Annotated in this window: 9 protein-coding genes; 4 read left to right on the top strand and 5 right to left on the bottom strand. The window is 56.8% G+C overall.

The genetic code is table 11. The features are described from left to right. Positions 1-9 precede the first annotated feature (9 nt). Both DQG13_RS01210 and DQG13_RS01205 read left to right on the top strand, forming a co-directional pair. Positions 10-1239: a Ger(x)C family spore germination protein gene (locus tag DQG13_RS01210; protein WP_258525412.1), complete on the top strand. Its 1230-nt coding sequence runs from the start codon at positions 10-12 to the stop codon at positions 1237-1239. Next, a complete protein-coding gene (locus DQG13_RS01205; RefSeq protein ID WP_113017530.1) occupies positions 1236-1487 on the top strand; it encodes a hypothetical protein in 252 nt (83 codons plus the stop codon). Before DQG13_RS01210 ends, DQG13_RS01205 begins: the two co-directional genes overlap by 4 nt. A gap of 13 nt (positions 1488-1500) precedes the next feature. Here DQG13_RS01205 and recQ read toward each other — a convergent pair whose 3' ends face one another. Further along, positions 1501-3294 carry a DNA helicase RecQ gene (gene recQ, locus DQG13_RS01200; RefSeq protein ID WP_113017529.1) on the bottom strand — a complete coding sequence of 598 codons (1794 nt, stop codon included), beginning with the start codon at positions 3292-3294 and terminating at the stop codon, positions 1501-1503. Between the two features lie 161 nt (positions 3295-3455). Further along, the gene (locus DQG13_RS01195; RefSeq protein WP_113017528.1) at positions 3456-4154 is read right to left on the bottom strand and encodes a TerC family protein; all 699 of its coding nucleotides are present in this window, start codon (positions 4152-4154) and stop codon (positions 3456-3458) included. Positions 4155-4907: 753 nt separating this feature from the next. On the opposite strand from DQG13_RS01195, the gene DQG13_RS01190 reads away from it, so the two are divergent. After that, positions 4908-5984 (top strand): bifunctional 3-deoxy-7-phosphoheptulonate synthase/chorismate mutase, encoded by a 1077-nt coding sequence (locus DQG13_RS01190; RefSeq protein WP_113017527.1) that lies wholly within the window; start codon positions 4908-4910, stop codon positions 5982-5984. Positions 5985-6079: 95 nt separating this feature from the next. On the opposite strand, the gene DQG13_RS01185 is transcribed toward DQG13_RS01190, so the two are convergent. Beyond that, positions 6080-7684 (bottom strand): substrate-binding domain-containing protein, encoded by a 1605-nt coding sequence (locus DQG13_RS01185; RefSeq protein WP_181592501.1) that lies wholly within the window; start codon positions 7682-7684, stop codon positions 6080-6082. A gap of 265 nt (positions 7685-7949) precedes the next feature. Here DQG13_RS01185 and DQG13_RS01180 point away from each other — a divergent pair, with 265 nt between their 5' ends. Then, positions 7950-8942: a YpdA family putative bacillithiol disulfide reductase gene (locus tag DQG13_RS01180; RefSeq protein WP_113017525.1), complete on the top strand. Its 993-nt coding sequence runs from the start codon at positions 7950-7952 to the stop codon at positions 8940-8942. A gap of 252 nt (positions 8943-9194) precedes the next feature. Here the strand turns inward: DQG13_RS01180 and DQG13_RS31710 are convergent, their stop codons facing one another. Then, positions 9195-10388 carry a beta-galactosidase small subunit family protein gene (locus DQG13_RS31710; protein ID WP_309472214.1) on the bottom strand — a complete coding sequence of 398 codons (1194 nt, stop codon included), beginning with the start codon at positions 10386-10388 and terminating at the stop codon, positions 9195-9197. Next, positions 10369-12276, bottom strand: coding sequence for a glycoside hydrolase family 2 TIM barrel-domain containing protein (locus DQG13_RS31705; RefSeq protein WP_309472213.1), 1908 nt, complete (start codon positions 12274-12276; stop codon positions 10369-10371). Before DQG13_RS31705 ends, DQG13_RS31710 begins: the two co-directional genes overlap by 20 nt. Positions 12277-12440 lie beyond the last annotated feature (164 nt).

Genomic DNA, 12440 nt, shown 5'->3' with positions numbered 1-12440 from the left:
GTGGGACGCATGGGACGTTCACGCCGGATAATCCTTCTGCTGGGCCTATCCTCTGCGCTCCTGGGAGGCTGCTGGGACCGCACGGAATTAAATGAGCTTGCCATTACTTCAGCAGCCGCTCTGGATGTGAGCAAAAACGGGGAATGGACGCTGTCCTTCCAGGTGGTTATCCCCTCTTCAATCTCCGCGGCGGCGGGCACAGCCGGCGGCCCCAGCGGCCAGGTGCCGGTTGTGGTATATTCCACCGAGGGAGAAACCATCAAGGAAGCAACCTCCGAAAGCTATATGGAAGCGCCGCGGAAGCTGTACTTCGGACACAACAGCATTTTGGTCATCGGGGAAGATGCTGCCAAGAAGGGCTTCAGCCAGATCGTAGACCTGTACCTGCGCAATTCCGACTCCCGCGAAACGGTCAGCATTCTGGTCGCTTCCGGCGACGGCAGATCCATTCTGGAGCAGCTGCTCAGCTCCGAGACGATTCCGGGCATCGGCCTGGAGCGCATTCTGGAGAAGCAGGAACGTTATCTCTCCAAAATCCCCAATGTGCGGATGTATGACTTGATCAAGAAGCAGCTGAGTCCGGGCCGCAGCATTCTGATCCCGGAAATTATTATATCCGGCGGCAAGGAGGTCACCGGCATTGATCAATTGAAGCAAACCACTGTGCCCTCCAAGCTGCGGCTGGGACGGGCCGCCATTATCAAGGAAACCAAGCTGGTGGGATGGATGAGCGATGATGAAGCGCTGGGGATTTCTTTTCTCAGCGATCAGGTCAATTCCTCCACCATTCCCTTCATCTCCAATCCGGAGAAGAAGGAGGCCAAGGATTCCACCTTTGCGGTCTCCAACTCCAAAACCAGGATCACCGTCCGGCAGTCGGAGGGCAAATACAATGTGACGGCCGACATAAAGGTTGACGGCTGGCTGAATGAAACCGGAAGCTCCTGCAATTTGCTGGACCCGGAAACCATCCGAAAGATGGAGGAAAGTGTGAAGACCGAGATCGTGAACATGTGCAAACGGGCATGGGCCGCATCCAAAAAAGCCAATGCGGATGTGGCAGGCATCTCTGAACGGATTTACCGGAAATACCCGAAGCAATGGAAGCAGATGGAGCAGGACCGGGAGGATGTGTTCAAAAAGATCAATCTTCAGGTCAATGTGGAGGTCAATATGAAAAAAGTGGGGTTAAGCAACAAGGGGTACAATAAATTATCCAAAAAGGAACAGGAGCAATGAGCGCAATCTTTACGAGCATCATCATTTTGCTGGTGTCGGGGCTTATGCTGTTTTTGGGATTGAAGATGTCCAGCGACAAAAAAGGCAAGCTGGTCTATGCTTGCCTCATCGTCTGGGCCATGTATATGGCGCTGGCCAGCCAATATCATCTGGACCCGCTTAACGTGGTGACTCTGCGGACGATTGTGCTGTCCCCAATCAGCCAATTTGTGGAACGGTATATCTTCCTGATGCCGTTGGAGGAGTAGCGGAGTCCTTCCACTAAGCACCCTTGTGCTTCCGGATTTCCTCCAAAAACGCGCCGCCGTATTTGTCAAACTTGTGTTTGCCGACCCCTTTGACGGCCAGCATCTCATCTTCATTGTCCGGCAGCCGGACACACATATCCCGCAGGGTGGCATCGTGGAATATGGTGAAGGGAGGCACCCGCTCCCGTTCGGCGAAGCTTCTCCGCAGCTGCCGCAGCTTGTCGAAGAGCGCTTCGTCCGCGCCGCCCGCTGCGCCGCCGGAATGGCTGCCGCCCGCCTGGGGCAGGATCACCGCCCGGTGGAAAACCCGCTCGGAGCCTTCCAGCACATTGCGGGCTTTGGGAGTAAGGGACAGAACCGGATACTGGCTGTCCGACAGACTCAGGTACCCGTCAGCCACCAGCACGCTGATGAGGCCGGTGATGTCCTTTTCCTTGGCTTGCTTCATAATGCCGTAGGTGGGAAGCTGGTCAAAGCCCATTTGCCTGATCTTGGCATCCCCGGCTCCCCGGAGAACCTTGGCGGTCATGACTGCGCCAAACCGCTGGCGCATCCGCACGATGCACGAGAAAATCTTCTGCGCCTCCACGGTAATGTCGTTGAGCTCCCGGTCATCCGTGCAGCTGCTGCAGCGCCCGCAGGGCTCCGCTGTTTGGCCGCCGAAATACGATACAATATAGGATTGCAGGCAATCCGTGGTATGGCAATAATCCACCATATCATTGAGATTGCTGTATTCCTGCTTCTTGCGTTCCGGCTCGGCGTCGCTTTGCTCCAGCAGAAACTTCTGGGTCATAATGTCCTGGGGCGCAAACAGGAGAATGCATTCCCCCGGTTCGCCATCCCGCCCGGCACGGCCTGCCTCCTGGTAATAGGACTCCAGGTTTTTCGGCAGGTTGTAGTGGATGACAAACCGGACATTGGATTTGTCGATGCCCATTCCGAAGGCGTTGGTAGCCACCATCACCTTGATCACATCATACAAAAACAGCTCCTGGCTGCGGCTGCGCTCCTCGTCGCTTAAGCCCGCATGGTAGCGTCCGGCGGAGATTCCCAGCCGGTTGAGGTACTTGTGCACCTCCTCCACCTCCTTGCGGGTGGAGGCGTAGATAATGCCGGCATCCTTGGGCCGCGAGCGCAGGTAACGGGCGATGTAGTCCTTCTTGTCCGCCCCTTTGATCACCGACAGGCTTAAGTTTTCCCGCTCGTAGCCCGTGGTGACCCGCAGGGGATGGTCCAGCCCCAGCTGGCGGACAATATCCTCCTTCACCACATCCGTAGCGGTGGCCGTGAACGCCGCCAGCACCGGCCGCGGCTTGATCCATTGCAGGAGCCGGTTCACGGCCAGATAGCTGGGGCGGAAATCATGGCCCCATTGGGATACGCAGTGGGCCTCGTCCACCGCCACCAGCGGGATGGACAGCTCCTGCACCAGCTGGCAGAAGCGTTCGGATTCCAGCCGTTCAGGGGCCACATACACGATCTTGTAAGCCCCTGCGGCAATCTTGCGGTACGTATCATTCAACTCCCGGACCGAGAGTGTGCTGTTCAAAAGTGCAGCCGGAATCCCGATCTGGTTCAAGGCGTCGGCCTGGTCCTTCATCAGCGAGATAAGGGGGGAAACCACCAGCGTAATGCCGGGCAGCATGGCCGCAGGCAGCTGGTAGCAGACGGATTTGCCCGCTCCCGTGGGCATGACCCCAAGGACATCCCTTCCCTGCAGGATGCTCTCCACCAGCTCCTCCTGGCCTCTTTTGAACGAATCATAACCAAAATGCTTTTTTAATTGGATGCGCGCCTGTTGCAACTTGCCTGCCCTCCCGAATTCGTAAATGAAGTGCTGTCTGTTCTTGTGTTACTGTACCACGTTTTGCGGCAAAGAGGTACCCTCCCGGGCACGGAAAAAGGCCCCGTCACGCCCGAAATACGGGCGCCGGAGGCCTGTGAATTGCATAGCGGCGGACAAGCTTAAGCGGAAGCGGTGTGGTGGTCGGGTTTGGCGGCAGGAACCGGCGCGTTGTTTTGGCGCTTGTTCAGCCAATAGCCAACCCCCAGACAGCCGGCAACAACTACAACCTCAATGGCATAACGCAGGAAGCCGCTGCCCAGCACATCGGCAATGAAGCTTTCGCCGGTAATCATCTTGCCGGAGGTATAGGCCAGAATAGCCGCCCCGAGATAAATAACCTTGGGGAAACGGTCCATCAGGCGAATCACCAGGGTGCTGCCGTATACCATAATCGGGATGCTGATCAGAAGGCCCACAACAACCAGCGTATAATTGTGGTTGGCGGCGCCGGCTACTGCCAGCACATTGTCCAGTCCCATTACCATGTCGGCGATAATAATCGTGCCGATTGCCTTCCAGATGCTCATGCTTGCATTGACATGGGCTTCCTCTTCCTTCTTTTCCACCAGAAGCTTAACGGCAATATACATCAGGAGCAGACCGCCGACCAGCTTGAGGCCTGTCAGACTGAGCAGCCAGACCACCACAATCGTGGAAACAGCGCGGATCACAATAGCGCCGACGGTTCCTCCGATAATCGCTTTTTTCTGTTGATGATGGGGCAGATTTCTTGCCGCCATGCCGATCACAATCGCATTGTCTCCCGCCAGAAACAGGTCGATCATCACAATCGACAGAAGTGAAACAATAAAGTCCATCTGTGCCAAGTCCTTTCTGGATATGAGTGTAAGGCCCGTCCCCGTAAAAATAAAAACAGGCCTGTTGCCGAAGGGCAAAGGCCTGTGAAGAAACAGAAAACAGCCTTTACCGTGTTCGGTAAAGGTCTCGCCAACAACGTAACGTTGCCAACAAAGCCGGGGTTTCCCCGTACTGACGACTTTGCTGTAACAGCTACTCCCCTTTATAGCCGATGAATTAGCTTAAATATAGGCCTGCTCCAAGGAGATGTCAAGACCTTTTTGCATAAGAACGTCTGCTTCCGCCATCCTAATTCATGTGCTCCTCCTCCGCTGCGCCGCTTTATCGCCAAACAGCGTTCCTGCAAAAGCTTGCGTATTTTCCCGCGATCCTCTATAATCGCTTCTAACATGAATCACAGGCTTCCCCAAACTTCGCCAAACACGTTGCAGGAGAGAGTAAGCGAGACCCGCGTTCCGACAGGAAAGGCTTGCCACCGACTGAGAGCAGGCCTCTAGGAAACGTTCCGCCGAAGTTCACTCCGAAGTGGTGCCTTGAACCTCCGCCAAGCGCGGCCAGTAGAGGCAACCGGTCCCATACCGTTATCATGGTCCAGAGGAAGATATCCCCTTCGCCGCCGGTTTCATTCGGCCAGCGGAAGCGGATAGATTCGAATTAGGGTGGTACCACGGCTTCTTGCGTCCCTTTGCGGACGGGAGGCTTTTTTTATTTTCCCATAAAACCAAATTTCACCAAAAAAAGGAGTGGGCGAGATGGAAAATCTGCAACTGGAGCAATTGAGAAGACAGCTGGACGGCATTAACAGCCAACTGCTGGAGCTGATTTCGGAGCGTGCGTCTATCGTCAAAACCATCGGCGAAATCAAACAAAAGCAAGGTATTCCCAAGTTTGACCCGGTGCGGGAGCATGAGATGCTGGAAAGCCTGGTGGAGGCCAATAAAGGACCGTTTGACGACGCCACCATCCGCCACCTGTTCAAGCAGATTTTCAAGGCTTCCCTGGATCTGCAAAAAACCAACCACCGCAAGGAGCTGCTGGTCAGCCGCAAAAAGCAATCCGCCGACACCGTGGTGACGGTCAAGGGACTGCCTATCGGCGGCGCGTCTTCGGTTATGGTTGCCGGCCCCTGCTCCGTGGAAAGCCGCGAGCAGCTGCGCACCGTTGCCGCCGCCCTGAAGGAATCCGGCGTGAAGCTGATGCGCGGCGGCGCCTTCAAGCCCCGTTCATCCCCCTATGATTTCCAAGGCCTGGGCATTGAGGGCCTGCAATTGATGCGGGAGGTAGCCGACGAGTTCGGACTGGCCACCATCAGCGAAATCGTCAATCCCGCCGATGTGGAAATTGCCGGACAATATATCGACATTATCCAGATCGGCGCGCGCAACATGCAGAACTTCGAGCTGCTGAAGGCGGCCGGGGAAGCCCGCACGCCGGTGGTCTTAAAGCGCGGCCTGGCCGCTACTCTGGAGGAATTCCTGCTGGCGGCGGAATATATCGTCTCCCGCGGCAACAGCCAGGTGATTCTTATCGAACGGGGCATCCGCACCTATGAAAAGTGGACCCGGAACACCCTGGATATTTCCGCTGTGCCGATTCTCAAGCAGGAAACCCATCTGCCGGTTCTGGTGGACGTGAGCCATTCCACAGGCCGCAAGGATATTCTGGTGCCCTGCGCCAAGGCCGCCCTGGCCGCCGGCGCCGACGGCATTATGGTGGAGGTCCATCCCAATCCGCCCACAGCCTTGTCCGATGCGGATCAGCAGCTGGATATTCCCCAGTTCCAGAAGTTCATGGCAGATGTCCTGGGCTCCGGGCTGTTCAAGAAATAAGAGGAATGAAATAGAGCCGCCTGAGCTTTTCACAGCTTCGGCGGCTTTTTTTGCGTATGGGGCGCGATACGGTGAATATCCCGCGGAGCATCACGTCACTTTTTGGGAGCGGGGGCTGTCGCCGGCACATAGCCGGTTTTCTCCACCAGCGTCTGGCCTTCTGCTGAAGTCATCCAATCCAGCAGCTTCCGCACCTGCGGGCTGGTGTTGGATTTGAGGGTGACGGCATAGAACTGTCCGGCGAAAGGGTAGGTCCCGTCCCGGATCGTCTCCGGCGAGGGTTTGATTCCGTCCACGGCCAGATACTTGATCCGGTTGTCCTTTACCATGGAGGAGGCGTAATACATGAAGGTGTAGCCCAGGGCGTTTTTGGAGTTCCGGTAGGAGGCCACCTTGGAGATGACCTCCCCCATGCCCCCGGCACGGGTAACGGTGGTGGGCTCCATCATCTCCAGCCCCTTCATCACCTTGTTCTGCATGGCCGTCTGGCTGCCGGAATCCTGCGGCCGCTGGTAGGGGAGGATGTCCACGCTTTTGCCCCCTACCTCCTTCCAGTTGGTGATTTTGCCGGTGTAGATGTCCCGGATTTGATTGATGGTCAGGTTCTCCGCCGGGTTTTTCTTATTGGCAAAAAAGACAAAGGCGTCGCTGCCCAGAGGGGTCATCACGAACTCATCCTCCCGGGCGCGGACCTGCTCCAGCTGAGACTGGGAGGGCTCCGCCACAATAATGATATCCGCTATTTTGTTCATCAGATTCTCATAGGCGTTGGGGGTTGTGCTGCACTTCACAATGGAATACGGAAATTCATCCACGGATACATACAGGTTGTTGCGGCTTTCGGTGGCGGGTTTGTGCTTGTCCCATTCCGCCAGTCCTTCGTACACCGTCTCCGCAAAGGCGGCATAGACGGGATACAAAGCGGTGGCCCCGTCCAGCCGCGGCATCTCGTTAAGATCGGTGAGGCTGAGCTGCGGCTTGCTGCCCAGAGTGGCCAAGCCGTTGTTCTTTTTGAACGGGGCCATTTGGGACAGATCGTATTCCGCCAGGTCGGTTTTCATCCCCGTTTCCCCGTATCGCAGCTTGGCGATTCCATCCTGGATTTGCTCCTTGTTGGCGATTCCCATGAACAGCCAGCTTCCTGCGACTGCCGCAACCAGGCATCCCGCCGCCCATCGCATCCCGGCTGTGCCGGAGAATTGGCGCCGGCGGAAATCCCAAAGCACAAAACCAAGCACAAAACCCGCGGCGGCGGACAGCACATGGACCGGCATCAAGCCGCCGTAGCCGCTCAAGCTCAGGAGCAGATTGACAATCAGGTAGGCCGGATTGGCCCAGGCGAAGACGCCCCACGCAGGGGAATTGTAATTGCCGTTGGAGACAGCGTAGGCATAAACAGCGATGCCGATGAAAATAATCAGCGGCGCCGCCACCGGCAGATAGCGGGCCCACGGCGACGACGGCTTGCTGCGGCTGCCCGTGCAAAACGCCATCCCGGCTACCCCTCCCACCACCAATGGAATGACGAACATCAGGCTCAGCTGGCCCAGCCCGTAGCCGCCCGAGGTATGGAAGGCGTTGGACATCAGCAGCGGAACAAACACCAGGGACAATAATAAAGGAAGGGCCAAAAAGATAATAAGTATAATATTGACGATGTACCCCGGACGCAAGCTTTGGTTATTGGGAGCGGAACTCAAGACGCACCTCCATGGCAAATGAATCCAATATCCCGGATCGGATACAGGTCCGCCCATATTATAGCATACCTTCCACTTTTGCCGGGCCGGCCAAGAAAAAGTTAAGAACCAACCAGGTGAAAAAGACTCTCCATTTGACTTTGTTAAATTCGAGGCTTCCATAACACTATCCGGCCCTTGGCTCGAACCGTGTTATTTCAGGAGATGTGCTACAATAATAAGGTGTGGTTTGATTCACAAGTCCAGCCGACGGAGGTTCAGCGCCATGGAAGAGGTCATCATTATCGGGGCAGGCCCCTGCGGCCTGTCCGCCGGGATTGAACTGAAACGCGCCGGCTTTAACCCCTTGCTTCTGGAAAAGCATGTGGTGGCGCACAGCATCAGCCAATATCCCACCTATATGCAGTTTTTCAGCACGCCGGAGCTGCTGGAAATCGGGGACTATCCCTTTTCCACGCCCAATGAGAAGCCTTACCGGCTGGAGGCGCTCACCTATTACCGCAATGTGGCCCAGCACAGCCAGGTCCGCATCCGCTCCTATGAGGAGGCAACCGCCATTATTCCGCAGGCGGATGGAAGCTTTATTGTAGAGACTCTGAACCGGCTCGGGGAAAAAACCGCCTATGCCGCCCGCGCCTTGGTGGTGGCTACCGGCTACTTCGACCACCCCAATCTGCTGGGCATTCCCGGAGAGGAGCTGCCCAATGTCACCCACTTTTACCGGGAGGCCCATCCGTATACCGGCATGAGGGTTTGCATTATCGGGGGCAATAATTCCGCCGTGGATGCGGCCATGGATCTGCTTAAGGCCAATGCCTTGGTGACAGTGGTGTACCGGGGGGCGGACTATTCGCCCAACATCAAACCCTGGGTCCGTCCCGTCTTTGAAAGTATGGTGAATAAAGGGCGCATCCGCATGCTGTTCAACTCCACCGTAGAGGCCATCAGCCTGGGCAGTGTGCGAGTCAGCACGCCGGAGGGCGTACAGGAGCTGGACAATGATTTTGTGCTGGCGCTGACCGGCTTCCGCTCCAGCCGCAGCTTCCTGGCGGCAGCCGGGGTGGCGGTGGAGGGGGAGTGGGAGCTTCCGCGGTTTGATCCGTCCACCATGGAGACCAATGTGCCCGGCCTGTATCTGGCCGGAGTGGTAGCCGCGGGCCGGGACGCCAATGAAATTTTCATTGAGACCGGGCGCAGCCACGGCAAGCTCATCGCCGGGCATCTGCTGGGGCAGCGCGGCGGCGGGGCTTCGCAATAGCGGCAATTTGGGTCCGCTCCATCCGGTTGGGTCCGCTCCATCCGGACTGTCGATCCGTTATTTTGCAAATTTCCGCCTTTTGGCGCATTTCGCGGACACAGGATACGCTAATGCCGCTATTGTCGCCCAAAACAGGTTGTTTTTCCGGGTTTAACGGAACCTCAGTCCGCGAAAACGAAGAACCGCCCGTTTTTCACAAAATAACGAATCCTCTGTCCGCTGCGCCCGGAGGCTCCAATTTCGGGTCAATCCCTACAAATCCTCCTTGAACACCGGGCTGATGCGCAGGCTGTAGCTGAATTCCTTCTCGTTCAGGCGGTATTGGTCCAAGAGCTCCGGTCCGCAGGAGTTGGAGCCCACCCCGCTCAGCTTGTAATCCAGCTGCACAATGGTTTCCTTCCGGGGCGCCAGCTCATAGGTATGTTTGGCCTGGTTCAGGTCCTCCGGCAGGTAGTGAGAGGCATTGAAGGAGAAATGCTCTGCGCCGGAGACAAACTTCAGGCCCATTCCCAGCAGGTTGGACACGATGACCCAGTCGGCGCCGTAGCGGGAACCGTTCTCCTGGGGCATGACGTAATTCTCAAACATCTCGTCCACGGTATACAAATATTTGCCCTTCCGTACGCTGTGGCGTTTGTCCATGTAGCTCTCATGGGGTCCGTAGCCGAAATATTCCACCTCAACGTTACCTGCAGGCATGGTCAGCTGCAGACCGAAGCGGGGAAGGAAAGGCGCATCCTCCCGCACCTGCACCCGGGTGTCCAGGGCAATCTCCCCCGTTTTCTCCACCTGCCACACCGCCTCGCCGTGAAGGATGGGCTTGCGGATATAGCCGCCCAGGGAATATTGGACCACAATCTCCACTGCGCCCTCCGGAGTTTGGGACCAGGCAGTGTTGTACACCTTCATCCCTGCCCGGTCAAAACCCTCGAACTGCCACTTGTGGCGGACTTTGCGGTCATTGTCCGTAGGGGCGCGCCAGATGTTGAAGGAGGCGGGGGCGGCCAGCATCGGCACTCCATTGTAGGAAATTCCGGTAAAGATGCCGTCATAGAGGTCAAATTGGTGGCGGAACTCGAAGCCGGATACGGCCAGAAGGTGGCCCTTCTGCACCGCCCCCACCGGCGCCAGATGCTCCAGCGCCGCAGCGGGAGCCGCATGGCCAGCGGAGGCTGCCGCCCCCGGCAGTCTGAATTGGGCGAACGCCACCTCGTGGCCTGCCTCCGCCCACGGATAGTCCCGACGGGTGCGGGCGCTTACCGTCAGATAATAGCTGCCGTCCGCATCCGCCGGATGCCGGAAGGGCACCTGCACGGTGCTGCTTTGGCCCGGCTGGGCATTAACCTTGGAGAGCTCTCCTTGGGCTGCCGTCTCCCCGTCCTTTTCCACTTTCCATAGGAAGGACAGCCCGGACAGATCCACAAAATCATACAGGTTGGTCACCATCAGCTGCCCGTCGGACAGATTNCAGGTTGGTCACCATCAGCTGCCCGTCGGACAGATTCTTCTCCTCGATCCGCACCGGGGCAATCACCTGCTTCAGCTCCAGCAAGCCCTTATGCGGCTTCCGGTCGGGAGTAACCAGCCCGTCAATGCAGAAATTGCCGTCATTGGGCTTATCACCGAAATCTCCGCCGTATCCATAATACGGCACCCCATCGGCTGTTTGGGTAAGAATGCCGTGGTCGCACCACTCCCAGACACAGCCGCCCATCAGCTTCGGATAGCGGTAGATCACATCCCAATAATCCTTCAGATCGCCGGGGCCATTGCCCATGGCACAAGAGTATTCGCATTGGAACAAGGGTTTGGTATTGTCCGGATTCTCGGCAAACTCGATCATTTCCGGGATGGAGGCGTACATGCGGCTTTGCACATCCAGGGACTCGATGTTCGGATCGCCGTTATACTTAGCCGCCGCTCCTTCATAATGGACCGGCCGGGAGGGATCACGCCTGCGGGTCCACTCTGCCATGGCGATATGGTTGGGCCCGTAGCCGGATTCATTGCCCATGGACCACATGACAATACAAGCATGGTTCTTGTCCCGCTCCACCATCCGGACCGCCCGCTCCACAAAGGCTGCCTGCCAATCGGGATGATTGGTCAGGGTATGAAAGCTGCCCGCCTCCCAGGAGCCTGCATTCACCGTACCATGGCATTCCAGATCCGCCTCGTCCACCACATAGAAGCCGTACTGATCGCACAGGTCGAGGAACCGGGGATCGTTAGGATAGTGGGAGGTGCGGATGGTATTGACGTTATGCGCCTTCATCAGATTCAGGTCCTGAATCATGTGGTTCAGTGGGATGGTCTGTCCCAGCTGCGGATGGGAGTCGTGGCGGTTGACGCCCTTCAGCTTGATGGCTTTGCCGTTGACGGTGAAGACCCCGTCCTGGACCTTCACTTCCTTGAAGCCGGTTTGAAACCGGAGCACCTCCCCGCCTGCCGACAGATACAGACTGTACAAATATGGAGCCTCGGCATTCCAGAGCACCGGATTGTCCACTTCCAGCCTAATCTTCCCATGGCCGTTAATAGCAGCGTTTCCGGAGGCTACAACGGCTCCTGCGGCATCCTTCAAGACAGCGGCGACTTGAACAGCACCGGCGGTTTCAAGCTCGCATTGGAGAGCGGCGCGGGTAAATCCGGCAGACAGCTCCTGACGGTTGAACACATCACGGATATGGTTCTTTTCCCGGGCCAAGAGGTATACATCCCGGTAAATGCCGGAAAACCTCCACAAATCCTGATCCTCCAGATAGGTGCCGTCGCACCACTTCAGCACCATCACGGCAATCCTATTGACCCCGGGATGCAGCTTATCGGTAATCTGGAACTCGGCGGGAATCCGGCTGCCCTGGCTGTAGCCCACATACTCCCCGTTTACCCACAGGTAGAAGCAGGAGTTGACCCCCTCGAACACCAGATAGGGCTCCTTCTCATTCCAGGTATCCTTCAGGCGGAATTCCCGGACATACAGGCCGGCCGGATTGGCATCGGGCACAAACGGCGGATCGAAGGGGATGGGATAGTTGACATTGGTATAATGCAGCCGGTCGTAGCCATTGGTTTGCCAGCATGACGGCACCAGAAGATCATCCCAGCCGGACACATCCGCATCCACGCCGTAAAAACCCCCGGGAACCTCCTTCACACTGGGGCAATAGCGGAATTTCCAGCCGCCGTTCAGCGTTTGGTAATAAGGGGAAGCCCCCCGTTTGGCGCGCTCTGCGGAAGCCTCGTCCCGGTAAGGAATGTAATAGGCCCGGGGCGCCTCGCGGTTCTCCTGCAGCACGTCAAGACTTTCCCAATAGCGGTTTACCTCAATCATCCATATCGCTCCTTGGATTTAGGATATAACGATGTGACTATTATAAACATTGGTTTTTTAGGAATTATTGGAGTTTTTCCAAGTGTTGTTGAGAGCCGCGGGTAGTTGTATGATAATAGAACCAGCATGTCGAAACACATTCAAATTGGCTGGGGGAACAATCT

Source organism: Paenibacillus sp. YN15, from assembly GCF_003285005.1.
Taxonomy (GTDB): Bacteria; Bacillota; Bacilli; order Paenibacillales; family NBRC-103111; genus Paenibacillus_AR.
The sequence above is the reverse complement of the archived record's forward strand: the minus strand, read 5'-3'. Positions and strand labels throughout refer to the sequence as shown.